At 71.3% G+C, this 17,973-nt stretch carries 17 protein-coding genes and 1 pseudogene; 9 read left to right on the top strand and 9 right to left on the bottom strand.

The annotated features are described in order from the left end of the window. The first annotated feature begins 535 nt into the window (after positions 1 to 535). Both AQI88_RS31495 and AQI88_RS31490 read left to right on the top strand, forming a co-directional pair. Positions 536 to 1,120 carry a hypothetical protein gene (locus AQI88_RS31495; protein WP_067005656.1) on the top strand — a complete coding sequence of 195 codons (585 nt, stop codon included), beginning with the start codon at positions 536 to 538 and terminating at the stop codon, positions 1,118 to 1,120. Positions 1,121 to 1,482: 362 nt separating this feature from the next. Continuing rightward, positions 1,483 to 1,689: a DUF5999 family protein gene (locus tag AQI88_RS31490; RefSeq protein WP_067005653.1), complete on the top strand. Its 207-nt coding sequence runs from the start codon at positions 1,483 to 1,485 to the stop codon at positions 1,687 to 1,689. A gap of 119 nt (positions 1,690 to 1,808) precedes the next feature. Here AQI88_RS31490 and AQI88_RS31485 read toward each other — a convergent pair whose 3' ends face one another. From AQI88_RS31485 to AQI88_RS31455, 7 genes and pseudogenes are all read right to left on the bottom strand, one after another. After that, positions 1,809 to 2,858, bottom strand: a complete 1,050-nt coding sequence (locus AQI88_RS31485) for an endo-1,4-beta-xylanase (protein ID WP_067005651.1) — start codon at positions 2,856 to 2,858, stop codon at positions 1,809 to 1,811. A 38-nt stretch (positions 2,859 to 2,896) separates the two neighbouring features. Beyond that, a complete protein-coding gene (locus tag AQI88_RS31480; RefSeq protein WP_067005648.1) occupies positions 2,897 to 3,727 on the bottom strand; it encodes a carbohydrate ABC transporter permease in 831 nt (276 codons plus the stop codon). Further along, positions 3,724 to 4,716 carry a carbohydrate ABC transporter permease gene (locus AQI88_RS31475; protein ID WP_067005646.1) on the bottom strand — a complete coding sequence of 331 codons (993 nt, stop codon included), beginning with the start codon at positions 4,714 to 4,716 and terminating at the stop codon, positions 3,724 to 3,726. The genes AQI88_RS31480 and AQI88_RS31475 overlap by 4 nt, the downstream gene beginning before the upstream one ends. A gap of 8 nt (positions 4,717 to 4,724) precedes the next feature. Then, positions 4,725 to 6,020: an extracellular solute-binding protein gene (locus tag AQI88_RS31470; protein WP_067005853.1), complete on the bottom strand. Its 1,296-nt coding sequence runs from the start codon at positions 6,018 to 6,020 to the stop codon at positions 4,725 to 4,727. Between the two features lie 168 nt (positions 6,021 to 6,188). Further along, positions 6,189 to 7,656, bottom strand: a pseudogene (locus AQI88_RS31465) (glycoside hydrolase family 43 protein). 164 nt (positions 7,657 to 7,820) lie between these two features. Next, positions 7,821 to 9,143 carry a diaminopimelate decarboxylase gene (gene lysA, locus AQI88_RS31460; protein ID WP_067005644.1) on the bottom strand — a complete coding sequence of 441 codons (1,323 nt, stop codon included), beginning with the start codon at positions 9,141 to 9,143 and terminating at the stop codon, positions 7,821 to 7,823. After that, the gene (locus AQI88_RS31455) at positions 9,140 to 9,490 is read right to left on the bottom strand and encodes an SAV_915 family protein (RefSeq protein WP_067005642.1); all 351 of its coding nucleotides are present in this window, start codon (positions 9,488 to 9,490) and stop codon (positions 9,140 to 9,142) included. The genes lysA and AQI88_RS31455 overlap by 4 nt, the downstream gene beginning before the upstream one ends. Positions 9,491 to 9,806: 316 nt before the next feature. Between AQI88_RS31455 and AQI88_RS31450 the strand changes: the two genes are divergently transcribed. Together AQI88_RS31450 and AQI88_RS31445 are read left to right on the top strand one after the other, a co-directional pair. Beyond that, positions 9,807 to 10,337, top strand: a complete 531-nt coding sequence (locus tag AQI88_RS31450) for a universal stress protein (RefSeq protein WP_067005640.1) — start codon at positions 9,807 to 9,809, stop codon at positions 10,335 to 10,337. Between the two features lie 367 nt (positions 10,338 to 10,704). Beyond that, positions 10,705 to 12,657: an APC family permease gene (locus AQI88_RS31445; RefSeq protein WP_067005638.1), complete on the top strand. Its 1,953-nt coding sequence runs from the start codon at positions 10,705 to 10,707 to the stop codon at positions 12,655 to 12,657. A gap of 40 nt (positions 12,658 to 12,697) precedes the next feature. Here AQI88_RS31445 and AQI88_RS31440 read toward each other — a convergent pair whose 3' ends face one another. Beyond that, the gene (locus tag AQI88_RS31440; RefSeq protein WP_067005636.1) at positions 12,698 to 13,297 is read right to left on the bottom strand and encodes a DUF1707 SHOCT-like domain-containing protein; all 600 of its coding nucleotides are present in this window, start codon (positions 13,295 to 13,297) and stop codon (positions 12,698 to 12,700) included. Positions 13,298 to 13,420: 123 nt separating this feature from the next. On the opposite strand from AQI88_RS31440, the gene AQI88_RS31435 reads away from it, so the two are divergent. After that, complete coding sequence (locus AQI88_RS31435; protein ID WP_067005851.1) at positions 13,421 to 13,816, top strand: TOBE domain-containing protein; 396 nt, start codon at positions 13,421 to 13,423, stop codon at positions 13,814 to 13,816. Positions 13,817 to 13,994: 178 nt separating this feature from the next. On the opposite strand, the gene AQI88_RS31430 is transcribed toward AQI88_RS31435, so the two are convergent. Then, on the bottom strand, positions 13,995 to 14,492 hold the full coding sequence (locus AQI88_RS31430; protein ID WP_067005634.1) for a molybdopterin-dependent oxidoreductase: 498 nt from the start codon (positions 14,490 to 14,492) through the stop codon (positions 13,995 to 13,997). Between the two features lie 193 nt (positions 14,493 to 14,685). Between AQI88_RS31430 and modA the strand changes: the two genes are divergently transcribed. The 4 genes from modA to AQI88_RS31410 are packed head-to-tail and all read left to right on the top strand — an operon-like array spanning position 14,686 to position 17,950. Continuing rightward, positions 14,686 to 15,507 carry a molybdate ABC transporter substrate-binding protein gene (modA, locus tag AQI88_RS31425; RefSeq protein WP_067005632.1) on the top strand — a complete coding sequence of 274 codons (822 nt, stop codon included), beginning with the start codon at positions 14,686 to 14,688 and terminating at the stop codon, positions 15,505 to 15,507. Further along, complete coding sequence (gene modB, locus AQI88_RS31420) at positions 15,504 to 16,352, top strand: molybdate ABC transporter permease subunit (RefSeq protein WP_067005630.1); 849 nt, start codon at positions 15,504 to 15,506, stop codon at positions 16,350 to 16,352. Before modA ends, modB begins: the two co-directional genes overlap by 4 nt. Positions 16,353 to 16,410: 58 nt before the next feature. Next, a complete protein-coding gene (locus AQI88_RS31415) occupies positions 16,411 to 17,502 on the top strand; it encodes an ABC transporter ATP-binding protein (protein ID WP_067005849.1) in 1,092 nt (363 codons plus the stop codon). A gap of 28 nt (positions 17,503 to 17,530) precedes the next feature. Next, the gene (locus AQI88_RS31410; protein WP_067005627.1) at positions 17,531 to 17,950 is read left to right on the top strand and encodes a TOBE domain-containing protein; all 420 of its coding nucleotides are present in this window, start codon (positions 17,531 to 17,533) and stop codon (positions 17,948 to 17,950) included. Positions 17,951 to 17,973 lie beyond the last annotated feature (23 nt).

The raw sequence follows: 17,973 nt of genomic DNA, 5'->3' as shown, positions 1-17,973 counted from the left end.
CCGGCCGCCGGGGTCCCGGGTCAGGTGGGATGATGCCCAGTGAAAGCGATCGATAACGTCCCGCGCGGGCCCGGCACCCGCTAGTCTGTCGGAATGTTCCCCGCGGCACATTCACGGGGCAAGCCGCATCACGCACGTTCGTATGCCCCGAGCGCCTCGTGAAAAACGCCGACGACATTCGGCCGTCCGCGGCAGCGGTGTATTACGAGGTCAGCGGCGCCCACCCGGACGGGAAATCGGGATTTTTACCGCGAATCAGCGGCCGAATGACGCCTTGACCGGGTCAACGGAATCCGATAGATGAAACACCGCCTGAACACGTGTCGTATAAACTTCGCTCACAAGGCAGAAGGTTGGCGCCCGCAGTCTTGGTTCCTGCCGCGTTCCTGCCGTCAAGGTGACGGGCGGCAGACCTCCGCCGCACTTTCGTTCACCGACCCGGGCCCCCACCTCTCTGGCCACCCCGTGAGCAGACAGCGTCGTCCGCCCCACCCTCCTCGCGCCGCCGCGCCTGTCGAACGAGAGGCGACCCACCATGCCGCTGCACGTGCCCCCTGCCCCCGCGCCCGCACTGCGCTCCGTCCTCACGGCCCTCGGTTCCCCCACCGCGGTCCGCGAGGCCCGAACCCCGTCCCTGCGCGTCGCCCAGGGACCCGCGATACCCGAACTCCCGCTTCCCGTGCACGTGCTGGACCGGATCACCGCGCAGGGGCTGTCCGCGACGCGGCTGGCCGGCTGGCGCTTCCTGATCCGCTGCGGGGACCGCGCGGTGGCCGCGGCCGACACCATGCTGACCCCGGACGGGTGGGCCTTCTCGCACTTCTTCGAGGGCCCGTACATCGGCTCCACGGAGCGCGCCCTGCACCAGTCCGAGGCGCTGCAGCAGGCGTACCAGCCGCGGCTGCTGTCCGTACCCGGCCTGTACATGCTCACCCTGTGGCTGCACGGCGACACCGCCGCCGACGGCGCCGAGGGCCATCCGGCCGCCACCGACCTGCTCGTCCCGCTGGCTCCGGCCCCGCCCGGCATCTCGGCCCACCGGCCGCACCGGGTCGCCGAGCTGCTTCCGGTACTGACCCATCGGGCGACCCCCGTCCCGCTGCTCGGCTCACCTGCCTGACCGACGCCCGCGTACCCCGCTGCCCGGAGGGAGGCGGGGTACGCCTGTTTTCCCGGACGACCGTTTTTCCCTGCGGCTGTTTTCCCGTTCCCCAGGGGTTGCGCTCGTACGAGCAATTACCCGCTCTTACGAGCCGAATAAAGGATCTCTTCCGCTCGGACTAGCCCTATCCGGCCACTTCGAACCACCCAAAGGGACAGTGCAGTTGGAATGAACCGTCCGCCCGGGTGACGCGTCATGAACCTGTGAGAAGCGGTGCTGCGAAATCCCTGCGGAATGACGCCCAGAGGACAACACTGGTTCCGACCGACCAAACACCACGGGGGACGTTCATGACCACGACAGAGCGAAAGATCCCACCCATGTGCCAGCACCAGCCACCGTGTCCGCCAGCCGAGTCCGCCGACCGGGAGTCCGCCCGTCTCGTGGCGCACCACCCGGAGCAGGGATGGAGTCTGCTGTGCAACGGCGTCCTGCTCTTCGAGGACACCGGTGAGCTTCTGCCCGACGGCCGGGTCATCGCCCCGCACCGCCCGCCCGGTGCGGACCACGTGATGACCGCCGCCTGAGCCATCACACCCCGGGCGGTCCGCCGCACCGCCCGGTGATCTGAGGGGCCGGCCGCACGCCCATGGTGCGCACCGGCCCCGACGCGTGTCCGGGGCCGGCTACGGCCCGTAGCCGCGCGCTACCGCAGCGCCTCCCTCAGCGCGTAGTAGGCGGGCTTCGGCCTCAGCTGCTCGTCCCAGGGCAGGGCCGCGCCCTCGCCCGGGAAGAAGGCCGGGATCCAGGAGTACTTGTCGGTGTAGTCCCAGATCGTCAGGCCCACGCAGCGCCGCACCGCGAGGCAGGCCCCGGTGAGGTCCCGGTACCAGGCCGCCTGCTCGGCGAGCTTGTCGTCGGTCGCGGGCAGTTGCATCCGTACGTCGACCTCGGTGAGAGCGGTGTCGAGGCCGAGGCGGGAGAAGCGGCGGAGGTTGTCCTCCAGCGTGGCGGGATAGCCGTACTGGAGGGCCAGATGGGCCTGGAGGCCGATGCCGTCGAGCGGCACGCCCTGGGCCTTGAGCTCCTTGGCCAGCCGGTAGTAGGAGTCGCTCTTCGGGCCGACGGCCTCGATGTTGTAGTCGTTGAGGTAGAGCCGGGCGTGCGGATCGGCCTGGTGGGCCCAGCGCAGCGCGTCGGCGATGTAGCCGGGGCCGAGCGTCTTGTACCAGAGGGTCTCGCGGTAGGTGCCGTCCTCGTTGAACGCCTCGTTGACGACGTCCCAGGAGTAGACCTTGCCCCGGTAGTGCCGTACCTCCGTGGTGATGTGCTTCTTCAGCACGGCCCGCAGTTCGGCGGCCGTCCACTGCTTCGAGGTGAGCCAGCCGGGCAGCTGGCTGTGCCAGACGAGGGTGTGGGCGCGCACCCGCTGGTGGTTCTGCCGGGCCAGACGCACGATCTCGTCGCCGTTGGCCCAGTCGAAGACGCCCTGCTGCGGCTCGGTGGCGTACCACTTCATGCCGTTGCCGGGTGTGATCATGTCGAACTCACTGCCGAGGGTCTGGGTGTAGGCGCTGTCGGTGAGCTCGGGGTTGTCGGTGGCACTGCCGAAGTAGCGGCCGTGACGCCGGGCGAGATCGGCGAGCGTCGGCTGCCGTTCGTGGGCCTGGGCGGCGGGACCGGTGGCGAGGCCGGCGGCCACCAGGACGGCCGCGAGGGCGCCGGCGAGTCTGAGGCGCGTGCTGTGCCTGGGCAAGGTGCGACTCCTGTCTCTCGAATGGTGTGCGGGTGCGCTCAGCCCTTCGTGGCGCCGGCGGTGAGGCCGCCGACGAGCTGGCGCTCGGCGACCGAGTAGAAGGCGAGGGCGGGGACCATGGCGAGCACGAGATACGCGAAGACGCGGGCGTACTCGGTGGAGTACTGGCCCTGGAACTGCTGGACCCCGATGGGGATGGTCCACCAGGTCGAGTCGGTGAACACCAGCAGCGGCAGGAAGAAGTTGTTCCAGCTGGTGACGACGGCGAGCACGGAGACCGTGCCGAGCGCGGGCCGCGCCATCGGCAGCAGGACCCGCCAGAAGAAGCCGAGCGGACCGCAGCCGTCGAGGGTGGCGGCCTCCTCCAGTTCCCCGGGGATCTGCCGGAAGAAGCCGCGCAGGATGATGATCGTCATCGGCAGCCCGAAGGCCGCCTGCGGCAGGATCACACCGAGCGGGTTGTCCAGCAGGCCCATCGAGCGCAGCAGCAGGAACAGCGGCAGGGCGGCCACCGCGAAGGGGAACATCAGCCCCATCGTGAACAGCGTGAACAGCACCTCCCGGCCCCGGAAGGCGAACCGCGCGAAGGAGAAAGCGGCGAGCGCGGAGACCGCGACGACGATGACCGTCGTCCCCACCGCGATGAGCGTGCTGTTGCCGACCAGCCGCCAGAAGGATCCCGATGCCAGGATGTCGGTGTAGTTCGAGAACACCCAGGGGTGGGGCAGCCCGACCGGGTTGCGGGAGAGCTGGTCGGTGGACTTGAAGCCGGACAGCAGCGCATACAGCAGCGGTACGGCCATCGCCGCGCCCACTGCCACCAGCACCACGTGCAACGGGAGAGTACGGCCCTTTCCGCGCGTGCTCATGCTCCCGCTCCCCTCATGGTCGTGGTGGCACCTTCGAGGTCGCGGCGCAGGACGAACCGCTGGTAGGTGAGGGCGAAGACGAGACTGATGGCGAACATGACCACGCTGATCGCGCTGGCGTAGCCGACCTGGTAGCGCTTGAAGCCGTACTGGAACAGGGTCACGGCCATCGTCTCGGAGTGGTGGTCGGGGCCGCCCGCGGTGACCACCCACACCAGGTCGAAGAGCTGGATCGACCCGATGACGGACAGGAAGACGCTGATCCGCAGCGTGGGCGCGAGCAGCGGCAGGGTGACGTGCCGGAAGCGCTGCCAGGGCCCGGCGCCGTCGACGATCGCCGCCTCGGTCAGCTCGGCCGGGATGGTCTGGAGGCCGGCCAGGTAGAGCATCATGTGGAAGCCGAAGTACTTCCAGGTCATGACGAGGAAGAGGGTGGCCAGCACGGTGGAGGTGCCGGAGAACCACTCCCCGCCGAGCCCGTCGAGACCGATGCCGCCCAGGAGGTGGTCGGCGAGGCCCTCGCCCGGGGCGAAGACCATGCTGAACAGCACGCCGGTGATGGCCTCCGACAGCACGTACGGCGCGAAGAACAGCATCCGGTAGACCGCGCGGCCGCGCACCTTCTGGTTGAGCAGGACCGCCATGGCGAGCGCGAACGGCAGTTGCAGCACCAGCGACAGCACGACCAGGAGCAGACAGCGCCACAAGTCACCGAGGAACACGGGGTCCTGGAGGAGCCGGCTGAAGTTGTCGGTGCCCGTGTAGTTCGAGGGCATGCCGAAGCCGCCCCAGCGGAAGAAGGACGCGTACAGCGCGAACAGGATCGGCAGCAGGACCAGGACGCCGAAGAGGACCAGGGCGGGCAGCTGGAGACCGACGGCGGTGAGCCAGTGCAGCGTGCGCCGGCGCGGCGGCCGCCGGGCGGCCGCGGGAGGCACCGGGCCGGCGTCGGGTCCGCTCCGCCTGTCCGGCAGGAAGGTGGAGGTCATCGTGCCCCCTACTGCTCTTCCTTCGCGGTCCTCGTGATCGCGTCCGTGACCTGCTGCGGGGACTTGGAACCGGCGATCAGCCCGGCCACGCTGTCATTGACCTGCTGCCCGAGCGCAGGGGCGTACGCCTGGTCGAGGTAGAGCTGGAAGCCGGTGGCGCCCTTCAGCTGGGCCTGTACGGCCTTGATGTTGGCGTCGGTGAGGGCGCTGTCGGCCCCCGGTACGACCGGGAGGACACCGGTCTTCTTCACCAGCTCCCGGTCGGTGGTCTCGGAGGCGAAGAACTTCAGGAAGTCCACGGCCGCCTGCGGTGCGCCCTTGCGCAGCGCGTGGCCACCGCCCCCGCCGAACACCTCGGTGATCTTGCCGGCGCCGCCCTCCACCGCGGGGAACGGGAAGAAGCCGAGGTCCCGGCCGAGTCCCTTTCCGGCGTCCGCCTCCACGACGGGCGCCCACTGGCCCATGAGTTCCATGGCCGCCTTGCCGTTGCCGACGGCCGCGGCCTGCCCGGTCGGGGAGGAGTAGGCGGCGCCGAGGAAACCCCGCTGGAAGGGCTGGAGTGCGACGAGGTCCTTCAGGTGCTGCCCGGCCTGGACGAAGCCGTCGCCGGTGAAGTCCTTGTTCTTGTCGGCCTGTTGCAGGGCGTCGACGCCCGCGGTGCGCATCGCGAGATACGCCCAGTAGTACATGCCGGTCCAGCTCTCCTTGCCGGCCAGGCCGATCGGGGTGATCCCGGCGGACTTCAGCTTCTTCACGGCGTCCAGGAAGCCGCTCCAGGTGGCGGGGGGCGCGCTGATCCCGGCCTTCTTGAAGAGCGCCTTGTTGTACCAGAAGCCGATCATGCCGATGTCGAACGGGACGCCGTACAGCTTGCCGTCCAGGAGGTAGGGCTGTTTCGACACGGACAGCAGCCCGTCGGCCCACGGCTGGGTGCGGTCGGTCAGGTCCTCCACCAGCCCCGCGTCGACCTGCTGCTTCAGCACGCCGCCGCCCCAGGCGTGGAAGATGTCCGGCAGCTTCCCCGAGGCGGTCAGTGCGGTCATCTTCGATTTGTAGGCGTCGTTCTCCAGCTGGACGATCTTCACCTTGACCTTGGGGTTCTGGGCCTCGAACTGTTGGGCCAGAGAGGCCCACACGGTCTTGGTCGGCTCCGTGGTCGAGATGTTCCACCACTCGATCGTGGTCGTCCCCGAGGACGACCCTCCGTCCGAGTCGCCGCCACAGCCGCTGAGTGCGGTCACACCGAGACCGGCGGCGACGGAGGCCGCCAGGAAGCCGCGGCGGGACAGTGCAGGGTCGCCCATCATGCGCTCCTTCGAAACTTTCGGAGTTGCTTCGGAGAGGGTCCCGACGAGAAAAGGCGGGGCCCACCGCATGCCGCCGACTGGTTCACCGCATTCCGGTGGGCCGAAACATTCGACTCAAATCCCGAACGTTCCGAACCGCGACTCTAGAAAGGCGCGTGGGGAGCGTCAAGGTGTCGTGCACCAGCTCGCGGGCTCGTAGTCGAACCAGTCGAAGGCCGCAGACCCGTCGGTGACGTACATGCCGAGGACACGGCCGGTGAACCCGGTGGCCACCTCGGTGGACAGATAGCGGCCGTCCAGTTCGGCCAGCCGAACGATGGCTTCGGAAGTTTCGACCGAGAAGGCGACGGTGTCGGGGCCGGACCCGGGTCCGGGGTGCCGCGTCGCGCGGATGTCCACGGCCAGGGTGACCCGGCCCGCCGGCACCGGGTGGTGGGCGATGCACCGGCGCAGCGGGCCGATCCGGGCGAACACGGCCGCCACTCCCCCGCTCACCTCCAGGTCGTAGTGGTGGGCCTCGTCCAGGCGGACGGACAGCCCGGCCCGCGCCGGCCCGGGGTCCAGCAGCACGGCGGCCCGGCAGTCGGGGTGCTGCCGGCGGCGGCCGACGAAGGTGTGTCCGGGCCGGTCGAGGCTGTCACCGGTGGCCGTCAGCGTCAGCCGTCCGGGCCGCTCGTCCAGGGACCAGCAGCCGTCGGGCCTGCGGCGCGGGGATATCCGGTGCGGCGCGAGGACCGGATCGGTGAAGTCGTCCCGGACGGGCGGCGGCGCAAGGGGTGCCCAGGCGGCCGGTGCCGGGTGCCGCTCCCGCACCGGCCCCACCCGGGGCCACCAGGAAGGTCTCCCGGCCGAGGACGTGGAACTCCGGGAAGTAGCCGCGCGGCCGCGTACCGGGCAGCACCATCCACCAGCTGCCCTCGGCCGCCTGGACGAGATCGGCGTGGCCGGTGCACTGGACGGGCAGGCCGGTGCCGCGGTGGGACAGCAGCGGGTTCACCGGCGCCGCTTCCCAGGGCCCGCGCGGGGAGCGGGCCCGGGCGGCCGGGACACCGTGGCCGAGCGCGGTGCCGCCCTCGGCGAGCAGCAGGTACCACCAGTCGCCGTTCCGGTACAGGTGCGGCGCCTCCGGGTCCCGGAGACCGATGCCGGACCACATCGGCAACGGCCCTTCGAGCACCCGTCCGGTCCGCGGGTCGATCCGCGCGACCGTGACCCCGGCCATCGCGCACCAGCACTGGCCGTCCTCGTCCCAGGCGAGGTCCGGGTCGATGCCCGGCAGGTCGATCCACACCGGGTCCGACCACGGACCCTCCGGGCGCTCGGCGGTGACGAGGAAGGTCCCTCCGCCGCCGACGCAGGTGGTGACCACGTGGAAGAGTCCGTCGTGATGCCGGATGGTCGGCGCGTAGATCCCGCCGGAGGCCGGCGCACCTCGTCCGGCAGCGCCCACTGCCCCGGCCGGTCGAGGACGTTGCCGATCTGGCGCCAGTGCACCAGATCCCGGCTGTGGAAGAGCGGGATGCCGGGGGAGTACTCGAAGCCGGAGCAGACGAGGTAGTGGTCGTCCCCCACCCGGCACACGCTCGGGTCGGGGTGGAAAACCGGGAAGGACCGGGTTGTCGTACGTCCGCATGTCCGCCTCACAGGGAGTCGAACGTTTCGAACCTGGCGGCGAATCTCACTGGCCCTCTACGGTGGACTCGGCAGGGCGGACGGAACGAAAGCAGGGCCCGGGCGGGCCGGCCGGCGAGGGAAGGAAGACCGGCCCACCCGGGAGTCGGGGGGTGCGACGGAGCGTCAGACGCCCACGTCCCGGCTGCGCAGGTCGGCCAGGGACTCCCGGCGGACCAGCAGCCGGGCGCGGCCGGCGCGCACGGCGACCACGGGCGGGCGGCCGACCAGGTTGTAGGCGGAGGCCATGGAGAGCTGATAGGCCCCGGCCACGGGGACGGCGAGCAGGTCGCCCGGGCGTACGTCGGCAGGGAGTTCGGCCTCGGCGAGGACGTCACCGGCCTCGCAGTGCCGGCCCACGACGGTCACCGGGGTCAGGGGCTCGGCGGCGGGCCGCCCGATGAGGCGGGGCGCGTACCGGACGCCGTACAGGGCGGGCCGCGGGTTGTCGCTCATGCCGCCGTCGACGGCCACGAAGGTGCGGGCGCCGGTGCGTTTGACGGCCAGCACGTGGTAGACGGCGACACCTGCGGGTCCGGCGATCGCCCGGCCGGGTTCGATGATCAGGCGGGGCACCGGGAGTTCGGCGGCCGCGCAGGCCGCGGTGAGTTCGGCGCGGACCCTGCGGGCCAGAACGGCCGGGTCGAGGGCCGGTTCGCCGGGGCGGTAGGCGATGCCGTGGCCGCCGCCGAGGTCGAGTTCGGGCAGTGCGAGGCCGTGCTGGTCGCGCAGCCGGGCCATGAGGCCGACCATGCGGCGCACGGCGGTGACGTACGGCTTCACGCTGGTGATCTGCGAGCCCAGGTGACAGTGCAGTCCGGTCAGCCGGAGCTGCGGCTGGTCGAGGATGCGGGCGATGGCGTGCTGGGCGTGGCCGTCGGAGACGGAGAGGCCGAACTTCTGGTCCTCGGTACCGGTCCGGATCTTGTCGTGCGCGCCCGCGCCGATCCCGGGCACCACCCGGACCAGCACGCGCTGCCGGCCGTCGGGCCCGAGGGCGGCGGCCAGCCGGGCGATCTCCGTGGGACTGTCGATCACGATGCGGCCCACTCCGAGGCGCAGCGCGGTCTCCAGGTCGTGCGGCGACTTGGCGTTGCCGTGCAGCACGATCCGCTCGGGCGGGAACCCGGCGGTGACCGCCAGCTCCAGCTCACCGGCCGAGCAGACGTCCAGGCCCAGGCCCTCCTCGGCCGTCCAGCGGATCATGGCACGGCACAGGAACGCCTTGGCCGCGTAGAGGACTTCGGCGTCGTAGAAGGCCTGGCGGTAGGCGCGGCAGCGCTCGCGCACCTCGCCCTCGTCGAGGACGTAGACGGGGGTGCCGAAGCGGTCCGCGATCTCGGCCAGCGGCACGCCGCCGACGGCCGGATCGCCCGGGCGGGGCTCGGTGGTGGAGGCGGGCCAGACGGAGAGGTCCGTGCGCACTGCGGCCTCGTGCAGGGTCGTCATCGGGTGCTCACCTCCATGCCGCGCAGGGCCGGGAGCGGGATGGCCGCAGCGGCGGGTCCGGGTGCCGGCGCCGAGAACGAGGGGTCGACGGCGAGGGCGGTGACGCCGAGCGGCGCCGTGAGCGCGCGCAGCGCGGGCTCGGCGAGCCGGATCCACGGCTGATCGGGGCCGAGCGTGCCGGCCAGACGACGCACGGAGGTGAAGGCGACGGCCGTGCGGTCGCCCAGGGGCGTGCGGAACAAGCGGGTCGCGCACCCGGCGGGTCCCGGCCGGACGGGCACGTACAAGGGTCCGGCCGGGGTGCGTTCGGAAGGCTCCGGGTCGTCGGCACAGAGGAGTTCGGGCATGGGTCGCCTCCTGGGCGGATGGGTGGGCCTTGAGTGCCCCGGACGCGGGGAGGCGGGCCGGGGCTGCCTCGACGCTATGCCCGCCCGAGCCGGTCGGCCGACGCCTCATGACGCGATGCTGACGGGGACGGGGGCGATGCTGACGCGACGCTGACGGGAGCCCGGGGCGAGGTGCCCGAGTGCGTCAGGAACCTGTCGGGAAGAGCGTCTGCCGACTGGTCGAATCGCCCGCGCAGGAGTGGGATGAGAGGGAGGCCATGCGCGCGGGTCCGTCCATGGGAAAGGCCCGCGGACACCCGTGAGGAGCGGTGAAGCCATGTCCGGTTACGACGCCTCGGCTGCCCCCCGTGTGGTGGTCGGTGTGAGCGGCTCCCTGGGCAGCGTCACGGCCCTGCGCCGGGCCGCCGCGCTGGCCCGGCGCCTGGGAGCCGAGCTATGGCCGGTGCTGGCCTGGGAACCGCCCGGCGGTGATCCCGCCGCACGCCGCACGCCCGCCGCCGGACTGCTGGTCGAGGAGTGGCAGCGGCTCGCCAAGCAGCGGCTGGCGTCCGTGCTCGACGAGATCTTCGGCGAGGACGGCCCTGGCGTGCCGCTGCACGCCGTCATCGTGCGCGGCACCCCGGGCAGGGCGCTGGTGGCGACCGCGGACCGCGAGCACGACCTCCTGGTCGTGGGCGCGGGCCGGCGCGGACTGCAACGCGCCTTCTCGGGACGGGTCTCCCGGCACTGCCTCACCCACGCCGTCTGCCCGGTCCTCGCGGTGCCGCCGTCGCCCCTGGAGTCCGACCTCGTGGCCGTCCACCGGCGCAACGCCTGGCATCTGCGCATGGACACCCGGGGCCTGTGACGGCTTCACCGCCGGCCCTCTTTGACGGTGTTCAAGACATCGGGCATCTGGAACGGCGGGCTTGAGCGCCTGGCGCTGCGGCTGCGGATCCCCTTCGGCCGGGGCAGCATGGAGACGTCGTACGAGATGACGCACGGTGTCCGGTCCGGAATCCGCGGCCCTCGCGCCCCCTACAGTCCATAGCGCCCCGCGGGCTTCCGGCCTCCGCTTCTTGATACGCCGCCTCCTCCTGCCGGGTCTTTCTTAACGCAAGATTGACGCCCTCGGACCACCGATCCGTGGGCCCTGACGTCACGCTCTGCATACGCTGGTGCCGCCGTCCGCGTGATGGCCGGAAACAGCTGAGCCGCACACCAGGAGCACGCCGATGGTCACGACCGAGCACCCCCCCAGTCGCCTGCGCGCCTGGATGCTGGAGGGGCTGTCCGACATGGGCAAGCACGGTGGCCTCACCGGACCCCACGCCGAGCCGGAGCCCGCGCACAAAGGCCAGCGCTGGTGGCGCGTGATGTGCCTGACGGGTGTGGACTACTTCTCGACCCTCGGTTACCAGCCGGGCATCGCGGCCCTGGCCGCCGGTCTGCTGTCGCCCATCGCGACCATCGTGCTCGTCATAGTCACCCTGGCGGGCGCACTTCCGGTGTACCGCCGGGTCGCCGAGGAGAGCCCGCACGGCGAGGGTTCCATCTCCATGCTGGAGCGGCTGCTCTCCTTCTGGCAGGGCAAGCTGTTCGTGCTGACCCTGCTGGGCTTCGCGGCCACCGACTTCCTCATCACCATCACCCTCTCCGCCGCCGACGCCTCCACCCACCTGGTGGAGAACCCGCACCTCACCAGCACGCTCCACAGCCACCAGATGCTCATCACCCTGTTCCTGGTGGCCCTGCTCGGCGCGGTGTTCCTCAAGGGCTTCCTGGAGGCCATCGGGGTCGCCGTCGCCCTGGTCGGCATCTACCTCGCGCTCAATGTCGTCGTCGTGATCGTCGGCCTGTGGCACGTCATGACCGCCGGGCATGTGATCACCGACTGGACCAGCGCCCTGACCGCGGAACACGGCAACGTCTTCGTCATGATCGGCGTGGCCCTGATCGTCTTCCCGAAACTCGCCCTCGGCCTCTCCGGCTTCGAGACCGGCGTCGCCGTCATGCCGCATGTGGAGGGCGACGAGGGTGACACCGAGGAGCGTCCGGTCGGCCGGATCCGGGACACCAAGAAGCTGCTGACCACCGCCGCCCTGATCATGAGCGCCTTCCTGATCGCGACCAGCTTCATCACCACGCTGCTGATCCCGGCGGACGATTTCAAGCCCGGCGGCCCGGCCAACGGCCGCGCGCTCGCCTACCTCGCCCACGAGTACCTGGGCGGCGCCTTCGGCACGGTCTACGACGTCTCGACCATCGCCATCCTGTGGTTCGCCGGCGCCTCCGCCATGGCCGGTCTGCTCAACCTGATGCCGCGCTACCTGCCCCGCTACGGCATGGCCCCGCACTGGGCGCGGGCCGTGCGCCCGATGGTCATCGTCTTCACGCTGGTCGCCTTCCTGGTCACCTGGATCTTCGACGCCAACGTCGACGCGCAGGGCGGCGCCTACGCCACCGGTGTGCTGGTGCTGATCAGCTCCGCGGCGATCGCGGTGACCATCGCCGCGCACAAGGCGGGCCAGCGCGGCTGGACCGTCACGTTCGCGGTCATCTCGGTGGTGTTCCTCTACACGACCGTCGTGAACGTCATCGAGCGTCCCGACGGTGTGAAGATCGGCGCCTGCTTCATCGCCGGCATCATCCTGGTCTCGCTGCTGTCCCGGCTGGCCCGCGCCTTCGAGCTGCGGGTGACCAGCGTGACGATGGACGACATGGCGGAACGGTTCGTCAGGGATATGGCCAGCCGCAAGATGCGGTTCATCGCCAATGAGCCCGACCGGCGCGACAAGGCCGAGTACCGCGACAAGATCGAGCAGATCCGGGCCGACAACGACATGCCCGAGCAGGAGGACTTCGTCTTCGTCGAGGTCACGGTCACCGACCCCTCCGAGTTCGAGGCGAGCCTGACCGTACGCGGCGAGGTCCTGCACGACCGCTACCGGGTGCTGACCCTGGAGTCCTCCTCCATCCCCAACGCCCTGGCCGCGCTCCTCCTCCATGTCCGGGACAGGACGAGCTGCACCCCGCACATCTACTTCGAGTGGACCGAGGGCAACCCGTTCGCCAACTTCCTGCGCTTCTTCCTCTTCGGGCAGGGCGAAGTCGCCCCGGTCACCCGCGAGGTCCTGCGCGAGGCGGAACCGGACCGCGGCCGGCGCCCGCGCGTGCACACCGGCTGAGCCGGTCCGGGCGCCTGTGGTCCCAAAGACGGCAGGCGCCTCAGGCGGTCGCCGCCCTCCTGCCGAACAGCCGCCGCGGCGGCCGCACCTCGAGCACGCCCATGCTCAGCCGCCCGTGTATCTCCACGCGCAGCACGACCGGTGTCCCGGGGTCCCCGGCCGGCCGCATCCTGGTCTTGCCGTAGCCGATCACCAGGGAGTCGCTGTCCACGACGACACCGGGCCGGGTGATCAGCCGCAGGGTGCCGCCCTTCAGGTCCACGTCGATGCGGAGGCTGTCGTGGCCGATCTCCGCCCGGGTGAAGTCGAGGGTCACATCGCCCCAGGCCGACCGGATGTCCATCCGGCGCGGCACCGACCACCCGTCGCCGCGCGTGGTCGAGGAACCCTGCTGCTCGATGCGGACGACGTCCTTGACCGGGGCGGGCCCGGCCGCTTCGCCCGGCAGGTCGGCCGTCAGCGCCGCCAGCTCACCGAGCGTGCGCGCGGACAGGGCGGCCGTCACCCGCTCCTCGTGTTCCGGGGCGGTGAGGCGGCCGTCTGCCGCGGCAGCGGTCAGCACGTCCACCACCCGGTCCCGGTCCGCATGCGAGGCCCGCAGCCCGGACGGCTCCTCCGTACGCATCAGCTCGACCGACACACCCTCACCCCGATCCAGACGTCCCCGCAGGGATCCACCATCACGCACTAACGCTATATCGCGTTATACCCAACGGCCAACCCCACGTCCACGGTTCCCGTGCGTGGCCCTATCGTGACCGGCATGCAGTCCTACACGATCGGCCAGGCCGCGCGGCTCCTCGGCGTGAGCCCGGACACCGCCCGCCGCTGGGCCGACGCCGGCCGGATGGCCACGCATCGCGACGAGGCCGGGCGGCGCCTCATCGACGGCAAGGACCTCGCCGCGTTCTCGGTCGAACTGGCCAAGGCGGGCGGCGGCGAGGAGGACGCCTCCTCCACCTCGGTCCGCAACGCGTTCCCGGGCATCGTCACCGCCATCAAGCTCGGTGACGTCGCCGCTCAGGTGGAGATCCAGGCGGGCCCGCACCGGCTGGTCTCCCTGCTCACCCGGGAGGCCGTGGAGGAACTGGGCCTGGAGGTCGGCATGGAGGCCACCGCCCGCGTGAAGTCCACGAACGTGCACATCGACCGCGCCTGACCCGGCCCCCTCACCCACAGACGCGTCCGGCGCCGTGGTGCGGGCCCGAGGTGAGCATGGAGCGGGCTTGGGCCAGGGCTCTGCCTGTCAGGAGCAGCTACGGGCGCCCTGGTACCACCCCGCAGAGCCACATGGCGCGCGCGGACGGTGACCAGCGGCCAGAGCTTGCCCAGAAGGCTCACGAAGCTGCCGCTGACGCCCGCCCGGGTGTGGCCCGCTCTGCGGCGCCGAAGCCGTAGCCCCCGTCCACCCGGATCGCCGTGATCCCGCTGATGTGCCGGGCCCCGCAGCGGTCCTGCGGCAGCACCAGCTGGGGGCCGGCCGCATCCAGCGGGGTGCCGTCGATCGTGACGCCGAGCAGGACGGGGGCGTCGGCGAAGTCGGGGTCGATCTCGGCCCAGGAGAGCAGGGCGTGGTGGCCGTCGGTGCCAGTGACGGCGATGAGGAAGCGCAGCCGGTCCTTGCGCCGGGCCGGGTCGAAGCCGGGCCCCGCGTCGGCGAGCACGTCGTACAGGCGTGGACCGGCGAACCGGTGGTGCTGGATGCCGCTGGTGGCGCACTCGAAGCTGACGTCCACCCGGTGCTGGGGCCAGTCGAGCAGGTCCGGCACGGTCAGCCGGGCCGGTCGTACGAGATCGCCGGTCAGGGCGAGTTCCGCGAGCGTCACCGCGACCACCTCCCGCAGGACCGTACCCCTGCTTGAGGACCGTACAAACGCACATGCCAGCCACAAGTCACAAGTGTGCAGCTCATGCGATGCGACAGGAGACTTACGCCTGGCAGATGCGGCAGTATCATCGCCGCACGGCCGATGTCCGGCCGTGGCAGGGCGCGACCGTTGTTCCAAGATCCCGAGGAGTAGATCCGTGATGACCCGTTCCGTGCGCCGGACCCGGCGAATGCTGCAGCTGGCCGGTGCGGGAGCCGCCGCCCTGATGGCACTCAGCGCCTGCTCCTCCTCCGACAGCTCGTCGACCACCAAGTCGGACAAGTCCGGCTCCGCCTCCTCGAAGCCGTCCGGCACGGTCACCGTGTTCGCGGCCGCCTCCCTCAAGGAGAGCTTCACGGCCCTCGGCCAGGAGTTCGAGAAGCAGCACCCGGGCACCAAGGTGAGCTTCAACTTCGGCGGCAGTGACACGCTCGCCGCGAGCATCACCGGCGGCGCCCCGGCAGACGTCTTCGCCGCCGCCAGCCCCAAGACCATGGCGATCGTCACGGACAAGAAGGACGCGGTCGGCACCCCGGCCACCTTCGTCCGCAACCAGCTGGAGATCGCCACCCTGCCGGGCAACCCCGACAAGGTGTCCTCCCTGAAGGACCTCACCAAGTCCGGCCTGAAGGTCGTCCTGTGCGACAAGACCGTGCCGTGCGGTGCGGCCGCCCAGAAGGCCCTGGACGCCAGCAAGCTGAAGCTCACCCCGGTCTCCTACGAGCAGGACGTCAAGGGCGCCCTGACGAAGGTGGAGCTGAAGGAGGCCGACGCCGCGGTGGTCTACAAGACCGATGTGAAGGCCGCAGGTGACAAGGTGGAGGGCGTGGAGTTCCCCGAGTCCGCCAAGGCCATCAACGCCTACCCGATCACCCTGCTGAAGAACACCCAGAACGCCCGGACCGCCAAGGCCTTCATCGCCCTGGTCCAGTCCGCCGAGGGCCAGAAGGTCCTGACCGGGGCCGGGTTCCTCAAGCCGTGACCTCGCTGCACAAGCCCGGCGCCGCGGCCGGTCCCCGCACGGGTGGGCCGCGGCGCCGCCGCGTCCGGGCAGGGCTACCGTTGCCGCTGCTGCTGCCCGGTGTGCTCGCCCTGGCGTTCCTGCTGCTGCCGCTGCTCGCCCTGCTCGTCCGCGCGCCCTGGCGCAGTCTGCCGGCGCAGCTGACCAGCACCGAGGTGTGGCAGGCGCTACAGCTGTCCCTGGTCAGCGCCACGGCGGCGACCGCAGTGAGCCTGGTGCTCGGCGTGCCGCTGGCCTGGCTGCTGGCCCGCACGGACTTCCCCGGCCGGGGGCTCGTCCGCGCTCTGGTGACCCTGCCCCTGGTGCTCCCGCCGGTGGTCGGCGGTGTGGCCCTGCTGCTCGCGCTGGGCCGCAACGGGATCATCGGCAAGTGGCTCGACTCCTGGTTCGGGATCACCCTGCCGTTCACCGCCGCCGGGGTCGTCGTCGCGGAGGCGTTCGTCGCCATGCCGTTCCTGGTCATCAGTGTCGAGGGCACCCTGCGCGCCGCAGACCCGCGCTTCGAGGAGGCGGCCACCACGCTCGGCGCCTCCCGCTTCACCGCGTTCCGCCGGGTCACCCTGCCGCTGATCGCGCCGGGCATCGCCGCAGGCGCCGTGCTGGCCTGGGCCCGCGCGCTCGGCGAGTTCGGCGCGACGATCACCTTCGCGGGCAACTTCCCCGGCCGCACCCAGACCATGCCCCTCGCGGTCTACCTCGCCCTGCAGAACGACCCCGAGGCCGCCATCTCCCTCAGCCTGGTCCTGCTGGCCGTGTCCATCGCCGTGCTGGCGGGGCTGCGGGACCGGTGGCTGACGGGCACCTGACGGTGACGCCAGGATGGAAGACGACCCTGCGCGTGTGCCGACGAAGGACACCCTCTCCATGACCGACATCGACGCCCCCAAGACCGGCCTCGCCCCCGCGGACATACGCGAGCAGGGCCTGGACGCCCGGCTCGTCGTCGAACGCGGCTCCTTCCGGCTCGACGTGGCCCTGGCCGCCGCGCCGGGAGACGTCGTCGCGCTGCTCGGCCCCAACGGCGCCGGCAAGACCACCGCCCTGCGTGCCCTCGCCGGTCTGGTCCCCCTCACCGACGGGCATCTGCGGCTGGACGGCGCCTCTTTGGAACGCACCCCTGCGGAGTCGCGCCCGGTCGGCGTCGTCTTCCAGGACTACCTGCTCTTCCCGCATCTGTCCGCCCTGGACAACGTGGCCTTCGGGCCGCGCTGCCAGGGTGCCGGCAAGGCCGAGGCCCGCGCACAGGCCGCCGCATGGCTGGACCGGATGGGCCTCGCCGGCCACTCCGGCGCCAAGCCCCGCCACCTCTCCGGCGGCCAGGCCCAGCGCGTCGCGCTCGCCCGGGCGCTCGCCACCCGGCCCCGGCTGCTGCTCCTGGACGAACCCCTCGCGGCCCTGGACGCCCGCACCCGGCTGGAGGTGCGCGCCCAGCTCCGCCGTCACCTGGCCGAGTTCGAGGCGGTCGCCGTGCTGGTCACGCACGACCCGCTCGACGCCATGGTGCTCGCCGACCGGCTGGTGGTCGTCGAACACGGCCGGGTCGTCCAGGAGGGCGCTCCGTCCGACATCGCCCGCCATCCGCGCACGGACTACATCGCCCAACTGGTCGGCCTCAACCTCTACCGGGGAGCGGCCGAGGGGCACACGGTACGGCTCGACGCGGGCCCTTCGATCACGACCACGGAAGTGCTGTCCGGGCCGGTCTTCGTGGCATTCCCGCCGGTCGCCGTCACCCTCTTCCGGGACCGGCCCACCGGTGCCAGCGCGCGCAACCTGTGGCGCTGCGAGGTCGCGGGTCTGGAGACCCACGGCGACCAGATCCGCGCCGACCTCACCGGCGAGCTTCCCCTCGCCGCCGACCTCACCACGGTCGCCGCGGCCGAGCTGGACCTGCACCCGGGCGCGGCTGTCTGGGCGACGGTGAAGGCGACCCAGACGCACGCATACCCTGCCTGAGCAGACACGCGCTCTACGGTGGGTGCCCATGACACTGAGCATCCGCAACCAGCTCCCCGGCACCGTCACCGAGGTGAACCCCGGCGAGGTCATGGCCACGGTCAGGATCCGCCTGGACGGCGGGCAGGACCTCATGGCGGCCATCACCCTGGAGGCCGTCGAGGAGCTCGGCCTCGCCCCGGACTCCCACGTCAGCGCACTGGTGAAGTCGACCGAGATCTCGCTCGCCACGAACCGGATCGAGGGCCTGTCGATCCGCAACCAGCTCCCCGGCGCGATCACCCATCTCGCACTCGGCGGGGCGATGGCCTCCGTGAAGGTCACCGTGGACGGCGGCGAACTCACGGCGGTGATCACCAAGGACGCGGCCACCGGTCTCGGCCTCTTCGTGGGCTCCGCCGTGGTCGCCCTGATCAAGTCGACCGAGGTGGCGCTCGCGACGGCGTGAGAAACGGGCATGAGAAACGGGGA

This window comes from Streptomyces cellostaticus, from assembly GCF_001513965.1.
Lineage (GTDB): Bacteria > Actinomycetota > Actinomycetes > Streptomycetales > Streptomycetaceae > Streptomyces > Streptomyces cellostaticus.
The sequence above is the reverse complement of the archived record's forward strand: the minus strand, read 5'-3'. Positions and strand labels throughout refer to the sequence as shown.

Coding starts and splice junctions, on each gene's coding strand:
- AQI88_RS31495 (WP_067005656.1), top strand. CDS start 536: ATGCCGCTGCACGTGCCCCCTGCCCCCGCGCCCGCACTGCGCTCCGTC.
- AQI88_RS31490 (WP_067005653.1), top strand. CDS start 1,483: ATGTGCCAGCACCAGCCACCGTGTCCGCCAGCCGAGTCCGCCGACCGG.
- AQI88_RS31480 (WP_067005648.1), bottom strand. CDS start 3,727: ATGAGCACGCGCGGAAAGGGCCGTACTCTCCCGTTGCACGTGGTGCTG.
- AQI88_RS31475 (WP_067005646.1), bottom strand. CDS start 4,716: ATGACCTCCACCTTCCTGCCGGACAGGCGGAGCGGACCCGACGCCGGC.
- AQI88_RS31470 (WP_067005853.1), bottom strand. CDS start 6,020: ATGGGCGACCCTGCACTGTCCCGCCGCGGCTTCCTGGCGGCCTCCGTC.
- lysA (WP_067005644.1), bottom strand. CDS start 9,143: ATGACGACCCTGCACGAGGCCGCAGTGCGCACGGACCTCTCCGTCTGG.
- AQI88_RS31455 (WP_067005642.1), bottom strand. CDS start 9,490: ATGCCCGAACTCCTCTGTGCCGACGACCCGGAGCCTTCCGAACGCACC.
- AQI88_RS31450 (WP_067005640.1), top strand. CDS start 9,807: ATGTCCGGTTACGACGCCTCGGCTGCCCCCCGTGTGGTGGTCGGTGTG.
- AQI88_RS31445 (WP_067005638.1), top strand. CDS start 10,705: ATGGTCACGACCGAGCACCCCCCCAGTCGCCTGCGCGCCTGGATGCTG.
- AQI88_RS31435 (WP_067005851.1), top strand. CDS start 13,421: ATGCAGTCCTACACGATCGGCCAGGCCGCGCGGCTCCTCGGCGTGAGC.
- modA (WP_067005632.1), top strand. CDS start 14,686: ATGACCCGTTCCGTGCGCCGGACCCGGCGAATGCTGCAGCTGGCCGGT.
- AQI88_RS31415 (WP_067005849.1), top strand. CDS start 16,411: ATGACCGACATCGACGCCCCCAAGACCGGCCTCGCCCCCGCGGACATA.
- AQI88_RS31410 (WP_067005627.1), top strand. CDS start 17,531: ATGACACTGAGCATCCGCAACCAGCTCCCCGGCACCGTCACCGAGGTG.